The sequence below is a fragment of the Rhizobium sp. NFACC06-2 genome, from assembly GCF_900101425.1.
Lineage (GTDB): Bacteria > Pseudomonadota > Alphaproteobacteria > Rhizobiales > Rhizobiaceae > Agrobacterium > Agrobacterium leguminum.
Genome location: NZ_FMVA01000014.1, coordinates 114,681 through 132,712 on the forward strand (window position 1 = coordinate 114,681; position 18,032 = coordinate 132,712).

Here is an 18,032-nt window from a genome sequence, read left to right on the forward strand (position 1 = left end):
CAGCAAATGACTTTTAAAGACAAGCCGAAGCGTGACGGCGGCAAGACATTTAGCCGCGACAGGAAGCCGAAAGGCCCCGGCAAGCCCGCCGCAGAGCGCGAAAAGAAACCGACCGAGGCAAAGGCCGCCCCGGTGCCGGAAACCGTTGGCGCTTCCAAGCCCGAGCGCATTTCCAAGATCATGGCGCGCGCCGGTGTGGCCTCGCGCCGCGATGTCGAGCGCATGATCATGGAAGGCCGCGTGTCGCTGAACGGCGTCAAGCTGGATACGCCGGTGGTGAACGCCACGCTCTCCGACAAGATCGAAGTCGACGGCATGCCGATTCGCGGCGCCGAGCGCACGCGCCTGTGGCTTTACCACAAGCCCGCCGGTCTGGTGACGACCAATTCCGACCCGGAAGGCCGTCCGACCGTTTTCGACAATCTGCCCGGTGAACTGCCGCGCGTTCTGTCCATCGGCCGTCTCGATATCAATACCGAAGGCCTGCTGCTGCTCACCAACGATGGCGGACTTTCCCGCGTGCTGGAACTGCCGACCACCGGCTGGCTGCGCCGCTACCGCGTGCGCGCCCATGGCGAGGTCGATCAGGCCGCACTCGACAAGCTGAAGGAAGGCATTGCCGTCGACGGCGTGCTCTACGGCGCAATCGACGCCACGCTCGACCGGACCCAGGGCCACAATGTCTGGATCAGCATGGGCCTGCGTGAAGGCAAGAACCGCGAAATCAAGAACGTGCTCGGCGCGCTCGGTCTCGAGGTCAACCGGCTGATCCGCGTTTCCTACGGCCCGTTCCAGCTTGGCGATCTCGCTGAAGGCAAGGTGCTGGAAGTGCGCGGCCGTATGCTGCGCGACCAGCTCGGCCCGCGTCTGATCGAACAGGCCGGCGCCAATTTCGACGCGCCGATCTACAATGCGCCCGTTGAGGATGAAGAAGACGACGCGCCGAAGCGGCCCGTGAAATCCGAATGGGCAAAGAGCGATGCGCCGGAAGGCAAGCCGCGCTTCGAAAAGAGTGGCAAGTCCGAGGATCGTCGTGAAAAGGCGCTCGGCCGTCTCGACGCCAAGCGCGGCGACAAGCCGGCCGGCAAGTTCGGCTCCAAGCCCGCCGGGAAATTTGGCGCCAAGGGCCGCAGCGAGGATGAAGGCGACGACCGCCGCCCACGCCAGGCCGCCGGCACCAGCCGCACGGCCAATGTCTGGATGGCGCCCGGTGCAAGGCCCACCCGTGACGGTAAGGAGCGCAAGTCTTCCGCCCGCGCGGAAGCCGAAAACCTCTTCAAGAAGCCTTCCGCCCAGGACGAAGCGCGGCGCAACGTCGTGCGGCATGCGGATGCCGAGGGCGAGTGGATCCGTTCGGATTCCCCCCGCGAAGAAGAAGGTGGTCGCGGACGCGGCGACCGTCCGCGTGGCGAAAAGAGCTTTGGCGATCGTGGTGGGCGCGGCGGAAAGCCGTTCGGCGACCGGCCATTCCGCGACAAGCCGCGTGAAGAAGGCGACCGTCCGCGCGGTGAAAAGAGCTTCGGTGACCGCCCGGCACGCGGCGGCAAACCTTTTGGCGACCGGCCGTTCCGTGACAAGCCGCGCGAAGAGGGTGACCGCCCGCGCAGCGACCGTCCACGTGGCGAAAAGAGTTTTGGTGATCGCACCGCTCGCGGTGAAAAACCTTTCAGTGACCGTCCGTTCCGCGACAGACCCCGTGAAGACGGTGACCGCCCACGCGGCGAGCGCCCGGCGGGCGACAAGCCCCGTGGCGGCAAGCCGGCCGGTAAATCCGGATTCGGCAAGCCATCTTTCGGAAAGTCGGGCGAGCGTGGCGAACGTTCGGGTTTCTCAGGCAAGAGCAAAGGCCCCGGTGGTCCCGGCGACGGCAAGCCGGGCGGCAAAGGCCCGGGTGGCAAACCTTCTGGAGGCAGGGGAATGACACGTAATGCGGATCGTAGGCGGTGAGTTCCGCGGCCGGAGTCTGGCCGCGCCGAAATCGAATTCCATTCGTCCGACCATCGACAGGACGCGGGAAAGCCTCTTCAATATTCTGAGCCATGCCTATCCGGAAAGTCTGGATGGCACGCGCGTTCTGGATGTCTTTGCCGGAACCGGTGCGGTCGGTCTGGAGGCGCTTTCGCGCGGCTGTCGCGTGGCGCTCTTCGTCGAAAACGGCGTGGAGGGCAGGGGGCTGCTCTGGGAAAATATCGATGCGCTGGGTCTGCATGGCCGCGCCCGTATCCTGCGGCGTGACGCCACCAAGCTCGGCGGCGTCAACAATATCGAACCCTTCGATCTTCTCTTCGCCGATCCGCCCTATGGCTATGGCCATGGCGAGAAGGCTTTCGCGGCCGCCCATGGCGGCGGCTGGCTGAACCCCGGCGCGCTCGCCATCCTAGAAGAGCGCGGCGATGTGACGGTCAAGGTCGATCCGGTTTTCAAACCGCTCGAAAGCCGCATCTTCGGCGATACGAAAATGCATTTCTACCGTTACGAGCCCTAAAGCATTTCCAGGAAAAGCGGAGCCCGGTTTTCCGTCCGGAAATGCGACATAACAAAGAGTTAGAGTGTTTTCGCGATTCGAAGAAAAGCGAGAACGCTCTAACAGAAACACCTTCCCGTCACGCCACGGTCTTGTCTTGTTTGCGCAATAGGCAGAGTCTTTGCCGTGGAAAGAATTTGGGTATTCGCATGGAGCAGGGTGTAAACGAGAGCATAACGATCGTCCGCGCCGGGGAAGAGGTTCTCGAAGGTGACGGTGCGGGCGGCCATGAGCCGACCTTCGGACTGGCGCTCGGCGGCGGCGGCGCACGCGGCATCTGCCACATCAACGTCATCGAGGCGCTGGACGAACTCGGCATCCGGCCCGTGGCGATTTCCGGTTCGTCCATCGGCTCCATCATCGGCGCGGGCATGGCGGCCGGCATGACCGGCCGGGAAATCCGTGAATACACACTTGAACTGATGGGACGAAAAGGCTCGGTCGCCAACCGGCTCTGGAGCCTCGGCCCGGCATCGATGCGCCATGCGGTGGACGGTTTTCGCCTCGGGCAGTTCAACCTCGAACTCATCCTGCACGCCCTGATGCCGCAGGCTCTGCCGAAGGATTTTTCCGAGCTTGCCATTCCGCTCAAAGTGATAACCACGGATTATTACGCCCAGACCGAGGTGGTGGTGGAACGCGGCGAGATCATCCAGGCGCTGGCCGCATCTGCCGCCATTCCGGCATTGTTCATGCCGGTGCGTATCGATGGCCGCATCATGATCGACGGCGGCATTTTTAATCCGGTGCCCTATGAGCATCTGCTCGATCATGCCGATATCGTCATCGGCGTCGATGTCGTCGGTGGCCCGGAAGGTGATGGAACCACCATGCCGAACCGGCTGGACAGCCTGTTCGGCGCCAGCCAGCTGATGATGCAGGCGGCGATTGCCCTGAAACTGAGGCTACGCCCGCCGCATATTTTCCTGCGTCCGCCCGTGCACCGTTTCGGTGTGCTGGATTTCCTGAAGTCCGAAGAGGTGCTGAACGCATCGGCCGGCATCAAGGACGATCTGAAGCGGCAGATCGACTTGCAGGTGGAGCTGTTTCATCGCGGGCAGGGTGTCGAGGCCTGAGCGTTACATCCTTGAATATTCGCCGGGAAAGCGTGGGTACCGCCCTTTTCTTCTCCCCAAGGGGGAGAAGGTGGCCCGAAGGGTCGGATGAGGGGGCAACGCCAGCGATAGACCGCACCCTTGCCCCCTCATCCCGCTGCCGCGGACTTCTCCCCGGCGGGGAGAAGAAACAAGTGGTACTTTCCCAGCCACTTCCTTGAACTACAGCGAAACTTCCGTCTCGCTGTCCTCCGCATCCTCTTCTTCTTCCCACTTTTCCGCCTTGGTCTTCGGCTTCATCAGCGGTTCGGGCTTCACCTCGCGCACCGGCTTGTTGTGCAGCATCTGCCGGCCGGCGGCGAGGCCTTCCACGGCCTGTAGCTGAAGCCGCTCCTCGTCGCGCTCGCGAATGTCGTCGGCAATCGCCAGCGCCCTTTCGCCATCCATATCCAGCCCCTCCAGAATGCGCCTGCCGAACAGCAGGCCCGATTCCAGCGTCTCGCGGATTTCATATTCCACGCCCTTTTTCCTGAGGTCGAGGGAATGCACGCGGTCATAGGAGCGGGCATAGATGCGCACGCTCGGAAATTCCGACTGGATCATGTCGATGATACGGTCGGTCACTTCCTTCTTGTGGGTGCAGACCGCAACGAGATCGGCCCGCTCGATGCCGGCCGCGATCAGCACGTCCTTGCGGGTGCCATCGCCGAAAAAGATGCGGAAGCCGAAACGGGCGGCCTGCCGCACGCGGTCGGCGGAGCTGTCGATGACGGTCACGTCGCGCCCGCCGGCGAGAAGGATCTGCGAGGCGATCTGGCCGAAGCGGGAAAAGCCGATCATCAGCACATCCGCGCCCGCCCCGTCAAAATCCTCTTCCAGCTTGTCCTCTTCCGCATCCTCCGCCGTCAGCCGGCGTGAAATCACCGCCAGAAGCGGCGTCAGCGCCATGGAAAGCGTGACGACGGCAACGAGGATCGAGGCCGTCGCCTGCGGAAACAGCCCGGAGGCGGCAGCGGTGGTGAAGAGCACGAAGCCGAATTCGCCGCCCTGCGCCAGAAGCAGCGCGATGCGGCTCGATGCATAACGCGACGAGCCGGCGATGCGGCAAAGGCCATAAATCAGCGCCGCCTTCACCGCCATCATCGCCGGCACGGCGATCAGGATGAGCAAAATATGCTCATAGACGATATGGATATGCAGCGACATGCCGACCGCCATGAAGAACAGCGCCAGAAACAGGCCGCGAAACGGCTCGATATCGGCTTCCAGCTCGTGCCGGTAGGAGGATTCCGACAGCATCAGCCCCGCCAGCAGTGCCCCCATGCCCATCGACAAGCCCACCGCCTCCATGATGGCGGCGGCGCCGATGACGACGAAGAGGGCAGCGGCAATCATCACCTCCCTCGCACCGGTGCGGGCGATGATCTGGAACATCGGCGTCAGAAGATACCGCCCGGCGAGCACCATGCCCGCCACGGCAACGACGGAGGCGATGAGATCGGACACCATGGAATCCGTCGGCACATCCGGCCGGTTGGAAAGAATGGTGACGAGGGCAAGAAGCGGCACGATGGCGAGGTCCTGAAACAGCAGGATCGAAAACGACCGGTTGCCGTGCCGCGTATTCATGTCGCCGTCATCGGCAAGGATTTGCAGCGCAAAGGCGGTGGAGGAAAGTGCAAGGCCGAAACCGGCGACAAGGCTGCCGCGCCAGTCGATCAGCCCTGCCCACCAGGCAATCGCCGCCAGCACGCTGCCCGTCACCAGCACCTGCGCCATCCCGAGCCCTAAAATATCGCGCCGCATCTGCCAGATGCGCGATGGCTTCAGTTCCAGCCCGATGATGAAGAGCAGGAAAACGACGCCGAGTTCCGAGACGTTGAAGATGTCCTTCGCATCCGTGACCAGATGCAGGAACGGCCCGATGATGATGCCCGCCACAAGATAACCGAGCACGGTGCCGAGCCCCAGCTTGCGGAAAACCGAGGCCGCGATGACCGCGCCGGCCAGAAGCAGCAGGGGTTCGGAAAAGAGAGCGTCGTGCTCGGTCATGCGGGCGGACTTTCGAATAGGGTGGCGACAATACCGTCCGAATGGAGAAAGCGGCGTTTCGCCCTTGATGCGGGGTTCTCGGCACAATAAATGGAACAGGAATGAAAGGCCAACTCATGTCCTCAGAAATAGATTCTTCCAAACTTCTCGATCGCGCCAGCCAACTTGTCGATCTTGCCCGCGCCGCCGGTGCGGATGAAGCGGATGCCGTTGTCGTCCGCTCCCGCTCGCAATCGGTCGGCGTGCGGCTCGGCAAGGTGGAAAGCACCGAATCCTCCGAAAGCGACGATTTTTCCCTGCGCGTCTTCGTTGGCCGCCGGGTGGCGAGCGTTTCGGCCAATCCGGGCTTCGACCTGAAGACCTTGGCGGAACGGGCCGTGGCCATGGCGAAGGTCTCGCCGGAAGACCCCTTTGCCTGCCTTGCGGACAAGGAACGGCTGGCTACTTCCTATGACGATCTAGAGCTTTTCGACGCGACGGAAGTGTCGGCCGATCAGCTGCGTGAGGCAGCCCTTGCTTCGGAAGAGGCAGCACTCGGCGTCAAGGGCGTCAGCAATTCCTCAGGCGCCGGCGCATCGAGCGGCATGGGCGGCCTCGTGCTTGCCACATCCCACGGTTTTTCCGGCAGCTATATGGGCAGCCGTTTCAGCCGCTCCGTCAGCGTCATTGCCGGCGAAGGCACGAAGATGGAGCGCGACTACGATTTCGACAGCCGCCTTTATTATGCCGATCTCGATGCCGCCGAAGAAATTGGCCGGCGCGCCGGTGAAAAAGTCGTGCGCCGCGTCGGCCCGCGCCAGGTCGATACCGGCAGCAACATCACCGTGGTTTTCGATCCGCGCATCGCCCGCGGTTTCGTCGGTGCGATTGCCGGCGCCATCAACGGCGCGTCGGTTGCCCGCAAGACCAGCTTCCTGCGCGACAAGATGGGCCAGCAGGTTCTGAAAAAGGGCCTTTATCTCACCGACGATCCGCAGATCGTGCGCGGCCCGTCCTCCCGTCCCTTCGATGGCGAGGGCGTGCGCGGCGAGAAGATGACGATGATCGAGGACGGTGTTTTGAAGCACTGGTTCCTGTCCACCTCGGCGGCACGGGAACTCGGCCTTGAAACCAACGGTCGCGGCGTGCGCGGCGGCACGGCGGTTTCGCCGGCCTCCACCAATCTGGCGCTCGAGCCGGGCGACCTCTCGCCGGATGACCTGCTGAGACAGGTCGGAACCGGCTTTTACGTCACCGAGCTGATCGGCCACGGCGCCAATATGATCACGGGTGAATATAGCTGCGGGGCGAGCGGCTTCTGGATCGAGAATGGCGAAAAGACCTTCGCGGTTTCCGAGGTCACCATCGCCTCGAACCTGAAGGACATGTTCATGCGGGTTACGCCGGCCAACGATATCGATCGTAAATACGGCGTCGCGGCCCCGACGCTCGCCATTGAAGGCATGACGATCGCGGGCAAGTGAGACGGCCCGCGGGTTGTTTTCGCCAGCACTTTGTGTGCAAGTGCGAAAAGAAAAACGGGCGCGCCGTGTGAGGCGCGCGGAAAAGACGGCAAAATGAACGATATGGCTGAGGCCCGCTGGGCCTCCGATCTGAGGCTGGTGCTTGAAGCCGCCCGCAAGGCGGGCGAGACGGCCCTCGGTTTCTTCCGCAAGGATCCCGAGGTCTGGTGGAAGAATGGCGGGCTTTCGCCGGTCAGCGCGGCCGACTACGCCGCCAATGAAATTCTCGAAACCATCCTGCGCTCCGCCCGGCCGGAATACGGTTGGCTCTCCGAAGAGACGGATGACGATACGGACAGGCTTTCCCGCTCCACCGTCTTCGTTGTCGACCCCATCGATGGCACCCGCGCCTTCATTGGCGGGCGGGATACCTGGTGCGTCAGCGTCGCGGTGGTGCATGAGGGCCGGCCGGTGGTCGCGGCCCTTGTCGCCCCGGCGCTTGCCGAGGAATTCACCGCATTTGAAGGCGGCGAAGCGCTGAAAAACGGGGCGCCCGTTTTTGCCGCGCGTGAAAATGCCGGCATCTTCCATCTGGCGGCGCCCGAAGACGTGATCACGCATCTGCCGGAAGAGGTGCGGGGTGGCGTCAAGCGCATTCCGCACGTGCCCTCGCTCGCCTACCGGCTGGCCATGGTGGCGGATGGCCGCATCGACGGAACGCTGGTCAAGGCCAACTCGCACGAGTGGGATCTCGCCGCTGCCGACCTCATTCTGGAGAAGGCCGGTGGCCGGCTGGTCGGGCTGGATGGAAAACCTCTGATGTATAATCGCCGGCAGGTGAACCACCCCGCATTGTGCGCTGCAGCAGATTATGCGCTGCCTGCACTTTTGAAAGCGTTTTCACATCTGTCTGACAGTTGACGTTTGCCGGGAAATCCCGCAGATGAGGGCCTCTCTCAGAGTTTAAGAAAGAGACAAAGACATGACGGAATCTGGCAAACAGAAACAGCTGCTGCACCTCGTATTCGGCGGCGAACTGGAAAACCTTCAGGATGTTCAGTTCCGGGATTTGAACGCGCTCGATATCGTCGGTATCTATCCGGACTATGCTTCCGCGCTCACCGCATGGAAGTCCAAGGCGCAGATGACCGTCGATAACGCCCATATGCGTTATTTTATCGTGCATATGCACCGTCTTCTCAATCCGGACGACAAAATTTGAGTCCTTTTGCCCTTGCGTTGTAATACTATTGGGTGAAAGCGAGTTTTCCCGTGATTCCTGCGCGAGCGGCGCAGGCCGGGAATACCGCGGCGAGAAAATGTGATCGCGCTTTCGTTTCCGATGACAAAAAATGACGCAATTTGAGAAGAAGTAGGCGGCGATAACAACCAAAAACAGGGGAAGGGCATTGCGCGGAATGATCAAGGGCAGAATGTCATGAGCAGCCGTATCGCACGTTTCGCTCTTTCCGGTTACCGCATTGCCGGTATCGCCGCTTACCCGTTCGCGAAGCCCTATCTTTCCTATCGGGCGGCGAAGGGCAAGGAAGACAAGCGCCGTCGGCTTGAGCGTTTCGGTTATGCCAGCGCCGAGCGCCCGCGCGGGCCGCTGGTCTGGTTCCATGCCGCAAGCGTGGGCGAAACGCTGGCGCTTATTCCGCTGATCCGCGAAATCCGCAAGCGCGATATATTCGTGCTTTTGACCACCGGAACCGTCACGTCGGCCGAACTGACCCGCACGCGGCTGGGCGACGATGTGATCCACCAATATGTGCCGCTCGATATCAAGATCGCGGTCAACCGTTTCCTGACCTACTGGGCGCCGGATGCCGCCATCACCGCTGAATCGGAAATATGGCCGGTGACGATGATGGAACTGGAGCGCCGGCACATTCCGCAGATACGGGTCAATGCGCGCCTCTCCGACCGTTCCTTCGACCGCTGGAAAGCCCGGCATGACATTGCTGAATCGCTGTTTTCCAAGCTGGCGCTGGTGGTTGCGCAGTCCGATCTCGATGCCGAACGTTTCCGCGATCTCGGCTCCTGGCCGGTGGTGATTTCTGGCAACCTCAAGGGCGACACCGACCCACCGCCCTGCGACGAGGCGCTGCTGGAGAGCTATCGCAAGCAGGTCGGCAATCGCAAGACATGGGCCGCCATCTCCACTTTCGACGGCGAAGAGAAGGCCGCCGCCACCGTGCATGCGGCGATCAAGTCGCGCAATGGGCAACTGACCATCATCGTGCCGCGCCATCCCGAGCGTGGCGACGATGTCGAGGCGATGCTGAAGGGCATGAATCTTTCGGTCGCCCGCCGCAGCCGCAATGACGTCATCACCCCGGAAACCGATATTTTCCTCGGCGATTCCATCGGCGAAATGGGGCTTTATCTGCGCCTGACCGAGCTTGCCTTCGTCGGCCGTTCCCTGACTGCCGAGGGCGGGCAGAACCCGCTGGAGCCGGCCATGCTCGGCTGCGCCGTCCTGTCTGGCGCGCATGTGCAGAATTTCCGCGAGGCCTATCAGAAACTGATCCGCGCCGGCGGCGGTCGCATCATCCGCGATGTGGAGATGCTGGCCAAGGCGGTGCATTATCTGCTGGTCAACGACAATGAGCGTTACAAGATGATCGATGCCGGCAACCGGGTCATTCAGGATATGCGCGGCGCGCTGTCCTCCACCGTCAAGGCGCTGGAGCCCTATATCAATCCGCTCACCGTTTCCGCCAAGCTGCAACCGCGGAGCGCCATCGGTTCATGGTAGCGGATATCGAACTCAACGCGGCCCAATCGATCGCCGCAGTCCTTTTCGACAAGGACGGAACGCTTCTCGGTTATGACGCCAGCTGGGGTCCGGTCAACCGCGAGCTTGCGGCGATAGCCGCCAAGGGCGATCCCGTTCTTGCCGACCGGCTTCTTTCCGCCTGCGGCATGGACCCTGTTACCGGTCATGTGGTGCCGGACAGCCTTCTGGCCGCCGGCAACACCGCGGAAATCGCCGCCGGTCTGGTTGCCGCCGGCTCGCCCTGCGATGTCGGAGAACTGACGGCGCGCCTCGACCGGTTGTTCACCGAGGCGGCGGATAAATCGGTGCCAGTGACCGATCTCAAGGCGTTTTTCGCAAGGCTGAAGGCACGCGGCTACAAGCTCGGCATCGCCTCCAGCGACAATGAAAACTCCATCCGCCAGACGGCCATCCGCTTCGGTTTCGAAAACGACGTCGATTTTGTCGCGGGATATGACAGCGGTTACGGCACCAAGCCGCAGCCCGGCATGGTTCTCGGTTTCTGCGAGGCGATAGGCTTTCCGCCGGAGCGTGTGGCGGTGGTCGGCGACAATAATCACGATCTGCATATGGCGAAGAATGCCGGTGCCGGTTTGCGTATCGCCGTTTTGACCGGAACAGGCTCGCGCGAAAGCCTCGGCGTGGATGCCGATTTTTGTTTCGATGACATCACGGCGCTTGAAGCGCTGTTGCCGGAACGGGCTCTCTGAACCCGGTGGAATTTCCGCCGGGCCGGGTGCGGCCCCATCAAACCCGTTTATTCCATTTTTGCAATTTACGGTTTTTTCTGGCAAACAACCTCCTGACATGTGACGGGCGAACGGAATGCCGTGGGCGACGCGGCCGGGAGCGGGAATAGATGGTTTCTGAAGCGCCGCCGTTCTGGTGGCAGAAAGCGGGCTGGCAGGCGTGGCTCCTGTCTCCTTTCTCGCTTCTTTACGGCAAGATCGCCGGCCGGCGGATGCGAACGGCGAAGAGGGCAAGCATTGCCGTTCCGGTCATCTGCATCGGCAACTTCACCGTGGGTGGCGCCGGCAAGACACCGACGGCGATGGCAATTGCGAGAGCCGCCGCCGCAAAGGGCCTGAAACCCGGATTTCTCAGCCGCGGCTACGGCGGCACGCTCGATGTCACCACGCTTGTCGATCCCGGACAGCACCGCTCGGCCGATGTCGGCGATGAGCCGCTGCTCCTGGCGCGAGAGGCGGTCACGGTCATTTCCCGCAAGCGCGTGGAAGGCGCACACCGGCTGGTGAAGGAAGGCGTCGATCTCATCATCATGGATGACGGTTTCCAGAGCGCGCGCCTGATACTGGATTATGCGCTTGTCGTCATCGATACGATGCGCGGCATCGGCAACGGCCATCTCGTGCCGGGCGGCCCGGTAAGAGCGCCGCTTGCCGAGCAGATGCGGCACATGACCGGGCTCCTGAAGGTCGGCAATGGCCATGCCGCCGATGCCCTGGTCCGGCAGGCGGCAAAGGCCGCCAAACCCGTCTTCGTGGCGGCGATCACGCCGCAGGAGCCGCAGGATTTCAGGGGAAGGCGCGTGCTGGCCTATGCGGGCATCGCCGACCCGGCCAAGTTCTATCGAACCGTCGAGGCGCTCGGCGGCGACATCGTGCTGCAGCGCTCTTTCCCGGATCATCACCATTTCAGCGACGACGAGATCGCCGATCTTCTGCAGGACGCCGATAAAGAGAACCTGCAACTGGTGACGACGGCCAAGGACGCGGTGCGGCTTAACGGGCACCACGGCCGGGCGGAAGAATTGCTGTGGAACAGCCTGGTGATCGAAATCGACATGGTGTTCGACGACCCCAACGCGGCCGCGACGATCATCGATACGGCGGTGAGGAACTGCCGTGCGCGTCTGCTGCGGGACAATGCGCGGACGTCGGTTTAGAGGTTGTCGGCAAGGTCCGGAAACCTCTCCTCCGTCATGCTCGGGCCTGTCCCGAGTATCTGCAACCTATCGATTTATGAGACATCAGCAGATCCTCGGCACAAGGCCGGGGATGACGTCGAGTGACGGTGTCAGCCGCCTCTGCAACTGCTCCTGAGAAAGCCGCTTAAGATGGAAACGCGTCAACGCGCCGCTTCCCAACTCACGCCGGCAAATTGCCAGCCTTCTTTTCGGCTTCCAGCGAAGCCGCCGCATCCACATAGGCCTCCTGCCGCGCCACGCTCCAGTAGCGCAGCTCATCGAGCGGAATGCTTTTGCCGGTGATGGCGCAGATGACGTGCGAGCCGGTCTGGACGATGCGGAAGTCACCGTCGAGATATTCGATGACGGCGAGGCGGTTGCCGCCTCCTTCAAATCTGTTCATCCGTTTTCGTCTCCTGCTCTGTCCCGTCAGGGCACCCAGTCCGAAACGGCGCAGCGTTTTCCTGAACAATTGGGTGCTCCAGTATCTTAAATTTATATAGCGCGGCGCGGCGCAAGGCCAGCCCCACCATTCGTGCGTGTATGAAGCGTCAGCTACGGCCGAAGAGCCGTTCTATATCGGAAAGTTTCAGTTCGATATAGGTCGGACGGCCGTGATTGCACTGGCCGGAACCCGGCGTGTTTTCCATCTGCCGCAGAAGCGCGTTCATCTCCTCCGGCCGCATGCGCCGGCCGGAGCGCACGGAGCCGTGGCAGGCCATGGTGGCTGCGACATATTCCAGCTTGTTGGCAAGCGTGGAGGCGGCGTCCCATTCGGCGATCTCGTCGGCAAGCTGGCGCACCAGCCCCTGCACATTGACCTCGCCGAGCATGGCCGGTGTTTCGCGAACGGCGACGGCGCCCGGCCCGAAACGCTCGATGACGAGCCCCAGCGCATCGAAACCGGCGGCATGATCCATCAGCCGGTCGCAATCCTCTTCCGGTAGGTCGACGATTTCAGGAATGAGCAGCACCTGCGAAGGCGGCCGCCTGGAATGCAGCGCATTGCGCATCTGTTCGAACACCAGCCGCTCATGTGCGGCATGCTGATCGACGATGACGAGGCCGTTTTCCGTCTGCGCGATGATGTAGTTCTCGTGCAGCTGCGCCCGTGCCGCTCCAAGCGGATACACCACCGGCTCTGGTGAAGAGTTAGGGGAGGCCTCGTAAGCCTCGCGCGGTTCGGCCCGCGCCGTCGGCATGGTGATATCGGAAAAGCGCGATTGCACCGCTTCGGCAAATTGCATGTTCCCGGAAACGGCGAGCGGCCGCGACGGGGACGTGGCCGCGGACCATGGCGCGGGGGCAGCCATGGAAGGCGACGGCCGGAGGCCGGACGGGCTGTAGCCGGGGCGGAAGGCGTTCATCATCTGGTTCGCACCCGTCGTTGCGGCCCTGTCGCCGTCACGGGTCAGCGCCTGCCGGATCGCGCCGACGATAAGCCCGCGAATGAGGCCGGGATCGCGAAAACGCACGTCGGATTTCGCCGGGTGCACGTTCACGTCCACAAAGGCGGGGTCGAGCGTGATGGACAGCACCGCGACCGGATATCGCCCATGCGGCACGGTTTCGGCATAGGCGCCGCGAATGGCGGATAAAAGCAGCTTGTCCTGCACCGGGCGGCCATTGACGAAGACATATTGATGCGCCGAGTTCCCGCGATTGAAGGTCGGCACACCGGCAAAACCGGTGAGCGTCACATCCTCGCGCCCGGCATCGATCTCGATGGCGTTGTCCTTGAACTCGGCACCGAGGATTTGCGCCATGCGGGCAAGATGATCGTCGCCGGTCGAAGGGATTTCGAGCGTCGAGCGGTCGGTGCCGGAGAGTACGAAACGGATGTGCGGAAAGGCGATTGCCATCCGTTTGACGACCTCGGTGATGGCCGCCGCCTCCGCCCGTTCCGTCTTCAGGAATTTTAACCGCGCCGGCGTGGCGAAGAACAGGTCGCGCACCTCGACGATGGTGCCGGCATTCGAGGCGGCGGGCCGCACATCGGACACCTTGCCGCCGGTAACGGAAATCACCGAACCCTGTTCCGCGCCCTGTTGGCGGCTGGTGATTGTCAGCTTGGCGACGGAGCCGATGGAGGGCAGCGCCTCGCCGCGAAACCCGAGCGTGCGGATATCATCAAGCGTATCGGAAATCTTCGAGGTGCAGTGACGCCTGACCGCAAGCTCCAGATCGGCCGGCGACATGCCACAGCCGTTGTCGGTGATCCGCACCAGCCCCTTGCCGCCGCCCGCCGTAGCGATCTCGATCCGGGTCGCGCCGGCGTCGATGGCGTTTTCCACCAGTTCCTTCGTGGCGCTGGAGGGTCTTTCGATGACCTCGCCGGCGGCGATCTGGTTGATGAGGGTTTCTGAAAGCTGCTTGATGGCCATGATCGTCATTTTCGCGGATTCGCCGTGGCTTCGAAAGCAAAAAACTCGAACTGCGGAAATTTGCACATGTTTTGCGGCCTGTCCGGCATTCGATCATATCCGTCAACTTGGCGTTAAGCGTTAATCCGCCTTTAATCGGCCTTGATTATGGTGAGGCGGCTTGAAATGACCGCAGGAACGGGGCCGCCTTCGCCGGGCGGTGTGTGACGTCGACTATGGGTGAGCGTCATCTTCCCCTCAAGACTGCTTCAAGTTGCAAACCCTGATGTCTCTTTTTCGGAATTTTTCGTTTCATCCCGGCATTAGCCCCGGACGATTCCACTAGAAACATAAGCCTGACCCCTGAAAAACAGGCGGGAGTTTGCAGTTGAGTGATTTGGCGTCCTCTGGCGCGGGCGTTCATACGGTGATGCTTGATGCCCTTTGCGACGCGCTTGGCGCGGCGATCGTCGTTTACGACCGGAACGATCACATTATTTTCGCAAGCCGGAAACTCTTGAGCTTTTTTCCGCTGGAAGAGGCCGTCGTTGGCCCGGGCGCACGGCTGCGCGACTATCTGAGCGCGCTTTACGATTGTTATCTGCTGGAGGCGGAAAGCCTCTCCACCAATGCCCGCCCGCTCGGCCGGGAGGAATGGATCGGCGAGCGGCTGGCGCTGCACTGGAAGGAAAGATCGGAAAAAACCGAGCGGCTGAAGGGAGAGCGCTTCCTGCGCTTCGTCATGAACCGCCTGCCGTCCGGCCTCGGCATCAGCGTGGTTGCCGATATTTCCGAACAGAAGAAGCGTGAAGAGCAATGGCGCATCGACCTCGAGCGCGTGCAGCTCATCGAGGATATTCTCGACAATCTGCCGTTTCCCGTCTTCGTCAAGGACCGGAACATGGCCTATGCCGCCGTCAACAAATCCGCCTGCGCCTTGGTCGAAACCAGCCCCGAGAGCATTCTCGGCCGCACCGTTTTCGATCTGCACTCGCGCAAGGTCGCCGGACGGATCGATATTGCCGATCGCATGGTGCTGGATAGCGGCACGCCGAGCGTCATCCCCGAAAGGGTGCGGCGGCTGAATGGCGAAGAGGTGCTGACCATCACCCGCAAACAGCGTGTGGGCAGGCCCGGCCGATATTTCCTGGTGACGACGATGGAGGACGTGACCGCTCTCGCCACCATCGATGCCAACGGCATGCCCGTCATCCCCTCGCTCGAACATGTCCCTTTCGTCGCCTCCACTTACGGCAGGGATGAAGAAACGGACAAGCGCGGCGGGGTTTTAAAGAGCAAGGCGGTGCTGATCGTCTCTGAAAACGGACGCTTTGCGGAAGCGGCCGGTCGCCTGCTGACGGCGGGCGGCATGGACCATGCGGCGGTGACGAGCGAGGACGAGCAGCGTGCCTTCATCGACGTCGCGGCCTCCGCCGGTGTGAGCATCGATGTGGTCGTTGTCGACGCCCAGATGAGCGTCGCCTGCCTCGATATTGCCGCCGCGCATGATCTGCCCGTCGTCACCATCGAGGAAGAGGAGATAGACGCTTCGTTGCTGCATTATCTTGCGGCCGGGCTGCAATCATCCCCAAAGGAAAAAACCGCCGACGAGGACTGGGAGATCATGACGGAGGATCTTCCGGAAATCCTCAAGACCGGCGGCGTCTGCGATATACTTCTCGTCGAGGATAACAGGGTCAACCAGATCGTCTTTTCGCAGATACTCGAGGGTCTCGGGCTTTCCTGGCGGCTCGCCACCTCGGGCGAGGAAGCCCTGCGTCTCTTTGCCGAACAGCCGCCTTCCGCCGTCCTGCTCGACACGACGCTGGGCGATATCGACGGCTTCGAGGTCGCGCGCCGCATGCGCAGCCTTTGCGGCGAAAAGCACATTCCCATCGTCGGCGTCATCACCCACGCTTTCGAGGGCGATCTCGATAAATGCCGCGCGTCCGGCATGGATGACATGCTGCTGAAGCCCGTCAGCCCGGATATGGTCGAGGCGGTTTTCCTGCGGCTTTTCGGCAAGGATGTCCTGCGGCTGCAGGCATGACGTAGCCTTTGTCAGGAGGCTATGGCTTTTTTAATACTTGCCCTGCATTGTGAGCGCGGTCGACACGGGATTCACGAGATGCAGGAATGAAACGGGCAGAGCCGCAAACGTTGCAGGTCAGCCAGAACGAGCTGCAGGCGATGGCCTACAGCGACCCGCTGACGGGCCTCGGCAACCGCTACCGTCTGCGGGACAAGATTCGCATGCTTGCCAGCGAGCGCTCCAGCGATCCTGCGCCCTTCACGGTCGGCATCGCCAATATAGACGGCTTCAAACCCATCAACGATCTGTTCGGCGTGCAGGCGGGCGATGAAATCCTCTGCCAGGTCGCGCACCGGCTGAAGGCCTGCATTCCCGATGGCGCGGTCGTGACGCGCCATGACGGCGACGAATTCGCCTTCGTGCTGCCGCTGGTGTTCGAGCGCACGGGCGCCGAGCGCATCGGCAACATGATCAAGGACGTGCTTTCGGCCCCTTACGATCTCGGCGACCGCAACGTGCGCCTGTCCTCCTCCTTCGGTTTTGCCATCTACCCCTTCGCCGGCGATGAATTCGAGGATTTGCTGAAAAGCGCCGAGACGGCGCTCTATCGCTCCAAGAGACGTGGCCGCGGCCAGATCACGGTCTATTCGCGCGAAATCGCGCAGGAAATGAAGCGGGCGACGCAACTGGAACAGGCGCTTAGAAACGCCATCATCACCGATGCCATCGACGTGCATTTCCAGCCCATCGTCAGGCTGGAAGAGGCGAAGGTCATCGGTTTCGAGGCGCTGGCCCGCTGGAACGATCCGGACCTCGGTTTCGTATCGCCCGCCGTTTTCGTACCGCTGGCCGAAGAGCGCGGTTTCATCGATGCGCTGTCGGAAGCTCTGCTCCGAAAGGCAGCGGAGGCAGCCCTGTTCTGGCCACGCGAGCTTTTCCTGTCCTTCAACCTCTCTTCCGCGCAATTGATGGACCCCAGCACGGCGGACAATATTCTCTCCATCCTCTCGCGTGTCGGCCTAGATCCGCACCGGCTGGAGCTTGAAATCACCGAAACGGCTGTGATGACTTCCGCCGATACCGCCCAGCGCATCATCAGCGAATTGCAGAGCGCCGGCGTTCGCATTTCTCTGGATGATTTCGGCACCGGCCAGTCGAGCCTCGGCCGCCTGCGGGATTTCACCTTCGACAAGGTGAAGATCGACCGCGCTTTCGTGTCGCGCATCAGCAGTGACCGCCCTTCCGAACATATCATCAAGGCCATCGTCGCCATGTGCGAAGGGCTCGATCTCGAAGTCGTGGCAGAAGGGATCGAAGAACGGGCGGAAGAGGAAAAGCTGCGCGCACTCGGCTGCGCCATGGGGCAGGGCTATTTCTACGGCCGCCCCGCCGATGCCGCCGCGACCCAGCGCTATCTGCACGAGAATTACCGCGAGATATTGTCGGATATTTCCTGAAAACCGGGTGACTATAGGGCGGGGTCGTGCTCACCAGCCCTCATTCCTGTGCTTGTCACAGGAATCCTGTGTATTGGATTTGTGCTATGTAGAGTGCGGGCGGAAGGCCGTCGGAATCCTGGTCGTTAGAGACCGCCTGCTGGCTTTTGGACCTCCGCCCGCTCTTGATGATCCCAACCTGAACAGTTGATGGAGGCCGTGAGCGCGGACCTCGTAGCACAGGATGAGGCTTGCCATGGTACACCCTGTTTACATCGGATGCGACGTCTCAAAGGCACATCTGGATCTTTTCGATGCCGCGACACAAAAAGCCGTCCGCATCGCCAATACCGGCACCGCCATCGATGAATGGCTTGCCACCCTTGATGGACGCGAGGCGCAGATCATTCTGGAGGCGA

14 protein-coding genes are annotated in these 18,032 nt (G+C 62.0%); 11 read left to right on the forward strand and 3 right to left on the reverse strand.

The features are described 5' to 3' along the window. Positions 1-6 precede the first annotated feature (6 nt). The 3 genes from F3H58_RS21215 to F3H58_RS21225 all read left to right on the forward strand — a co-directional run bounded on the left by F3H58_RS21215 (position 7) and on the right by F3H58_RS21225 (position 3,600). Complete coding sequence (locus tag F3H58_RS21215; RefSeq protein WP_149743661.1) at positions 7-1,947, forward strand: pseudouridine synthase; 1,941 nt, start codon at positions 7-9, stop codon at positions 1,945-1,947. Then, positions 1,928-2,485 carry a 16S rRNA (guanine(966)-N(2))-methyltransferase RsmD gene (rsmD, locus tag F3H58_RS21220; protein ID WP_035259743.1) on the forward strand — a complete coding sequence of 186 codons (558 nt, stop codon included), beginning with the start codon at positions 1,928-1,930 and terminating at the stop codon, positions 2,483-2,485. The genes F3H58_RS21215 and rsmD overlap by 20 nt, the downstream gene beginning before the upstream one ends. Positions 2,486-2,673: 188 nt before the next feature. Continuing rightward, complete coding sequence (locus F3H58_RS21225; protein ID WP_149743662.1) at positions 2,674-3,600, forward strand: patatin-like phospholipase family protein; 927 nt, start codon at positions 2,674-2,676, stop codon at positions 3,598-3,600. Between the two features lie 201 nt (positions 3,601-3,801). Here the strand turns inward: F3H58_RS21225 and F3H58_RS21230 are convergent, their stop codons facing one another. Then, positions 3,802-5,631, reverse strand: coding sequence for a monovalent cation:proton antiporter-2 (CPA2) family protein (locus tag F3H58_RS21230; protein WP_080852599.1), 1,830 nt, complete (start codon positions 5,629-5,631; stop codon positions 3,802-3,804). Positions 5,632-5,747: 116 nt separating this feature from the next. Between F3H58_RS21230 and F3H58_RS21240 the strand changes: the two genes are divergently transcribed. From F3H58_RS21240 to lpxK, 6 genes are all read left to right on the forward strand, one after another. Then, on the forward strand, positions 5,748-7,094 hold the full coding sequence (locus tag F3H58_RS21240) for a TldD/PmbA family protein (protein ID WP_137452304.1): 1,347 nt from the start codon (positions 5,748-5,750) through the stop codon (positions 7,092-7,094). Between the two features lie 93 nt (positions 7,095-7,187). Further along, complete coding sequence (locus F3H58_RS21245) at positions 7,188-7,994, forward strand: 3'(2'),5'-bisphosphate nucleotidase CysQ (protein WP_149743664.1); 807 nt, start codon at positions 7,188-7,190, stop codon at positions 7,992-7,994. 61 nt (positions 7,995-8,055) lie between these two features. Beyond that, on the forward strand, positions 8,056-8,295 hold the full coding sequence (locus F3H58_RS21250; RefSeq protein WP_003494094.1) for a DUF4170 domain-containing protein: 240 nt from the start codon (positions 8,056-8,058) through the stop codon (positions 8,293-8,295). Positions 8,296-8,511: 216 nt separating this feature from the next. Next, complete coding sequence (gene waaA / locus F3H58_RS21255) at positions 8,512-9,834, forward strand: lipid IV(A) 3-deoxy-D-manno-octulosonic acid transferase (RefSeq protein WP_003521024.1); 1,323 nt, start codon at positions 8,512-8,514, stop codon at positions 9,832-9,834. Then, entirely contained in the window at positions 9,828-10,565 is a 738-nt protein-coding gene (locus F3H58_RS21260; RefSeq protein WP_149743665.1) for an HAD family hydrolase, read from the forward strand. The genes waaA and F3H58_RS21260 overlap by 7 nt, the downstream gene beginning before the upstream one ends. Positions 10,566-10,714: 149 nt before the next feature. Beyond that, complete coding sequence (gene lpxK / locus F3H58_RS21265; protein ID WP_149743666.1) at positions 10,715-11,761, forward strand: tetraacyldisaccharide 4'-kinase; 1,047 nt, start codon at positions 10,715-10,717, stop codon at positions 11,759-11,761. A 202-nt stretch (positions 11,762-11,963) separates the two neighbouring features. Here the strand turns inward: lpxK and F3H58_RS21270 are convergent, their stop codons facing one another. Next, positions 11,964-12,185 (reverse strand): DUF2093 domain-containing protein, encoded by a 222-nt coding sequence (locus F3H58_RS21270; RefSeq protein WP_020809536.1) that lies wholly within the window; start codon positions 12,183-12,185, stop codon positions 11,964-11,966. Positions 12,186-12,333: 148 nt separating this feature from the next. Continuing rightward, on the reverse strand, positions 12,334-14,166 hold the full coding sequence (gene mutL / locus F3H58_RS21275; RefSeq protein WP_149743675.1) for a DNA mismatch repair endonuclease MutL: 1,833 nt from the start codon (positions 14,164-14,166) through the stop codon (positions 12,334-12,336). Between the two features lie 409 nt (positions 14,167-14,575). Between mutL and F3H58_RS21280 the strand changes: the two genes are divergently transcribed. Beyond that, positions 14,576-16,195 carry a response regulator gene (locus F3H58_RS21280; protein WP_188129014.1) on the forward strand — a complete coding sequence of 540 codons (1,620 nt, stop codon included), beginning with the start codon at positions 14,576-14,578 and terminating at the stop codon, positions 16,193-16,195. An 86-nt stretch (positions 16,196-16,281) separates the two neighbouring features. After that, positions 16,282-17,634 carry a putative bifunctional diguanylate cyclase/phosphodiesterase gene (locus F3H58_RS21285; protein WP_003521030.1) on the forward strand — a complete coding sequence of 451 codons (1,353 nt, stop codon included), beginning with the start codon at positions 16,282-16,284 and terminating at the stop codon, positions 17,632-17,634. Positions 17,635-18,032 lie beyond the last annotated feature (398 nt).

What these genes read in the sequence shown, in the direction of transcription:
- F3H58_RS21215 (WP_149743661.1), top strand. Translation starts at nt 7, where the DNA reads ATGACTTTTAAAGACAAGCCGAAGCGTGACGGCGGCAAGACATTTAGC.
- rsmD (WP_035259743.1), top strand. Translation starts at nt 1,928, where the DNA reads ATGCGGATCGTAGGCGGTGAGTTCCGCGGCCGGAGTCTGGCCGCGCCG.
- F3H58_RS21225 (WP_149743662.1), top strand. Translation starts at nt 2,674, where the DNA reads ATGGAGCAGGGTGTAAACGAGAGCATAACGATCGTCCGCGCCGGGGAA.
- F3H58_RS21230 (WP_080852599.1), bottom strand. Translation starts at nt 5,631, where the DNA reads ATGACCGAGCACGACGCTCTCTTTTCCGAACCCCTGCTGCTTCTGGCC.
- F3H58_RS21240 (WP_137452304.1), top strand. Translation starts at nt 5,748, where the DNA reads ATGTCCTCAGAAATAGATTCTTCCAAACTTCTCGATCGCGCCAGCCAA.
- F3H58_RS21245 (WP_149743664.1), top strand. Translation starts at nt 7,188, where the DNA reads ATGAACGATATGGCTGAGGCCCGCTGGGCCTCCGATCTGAGGCTGGTG.
- F3H58_RS21250 (WP_003494094.1), top strand. Translation starts at nt 8,056, where the DNA reads ATGACGGAATCTGGCAAACAGAAACAGCTGCTGCACCTCGTATTCGGC.
- waaA (WP_003521024.1), top strand. Translation starts at nt 8,512, where the DNA reads ATGAGCAGCCGTATCGCACGTTTCGCTCTTTCCGGTTACCGCATTGCC.
- F3H58_RS21260 (WP_149743665.1), top strand. Translation starts at nt 9,828, where the DNA reads ATGGTAGCGGATATCGAACTCAACGCGGCCCAATCGATCGCCGCAGTC.
- lpxK (WP_149743666.1), top strand. Translation starts at nt 10,715, where the DNA reads ATGGTTTCTGAAGCGCCGCCGTTCTGGTGGCAGAAAGCGGGCTGGCAG.
- F3H58_RS21270 (WP_020809536.1), bottom strand. Translation starts at nt 12,185, where the DNA reads ATGAACAGATTTGAAGGAGGCGGCAACCGCCTCGCCGTCATCGAATAT.
- mutL (WP_149743675.1), bottom strand. Translation starts at nt 14,166, where the DNA reads ATGGCCATCAAGCAGCTTTCAGAAACCCTCATCAACCAGATCGCCGCC.
- F3H58_RS21280 (WP_188129014.1), top strand. Translation starts at nt 14,576, where the DNA reads ATGCTTGATGCCCTTTGCGACGCGCTTGGCGCGGCGATCGTCGTTTAC.
- F3H58_RS21285 (WP_003521030.1), top strand. Translation starts at nt 16,282, where the DNA reads ATGAAACGGGCAGAGCCGCAAACGTTGCAGGTCAGCCAGAACGAGCTG.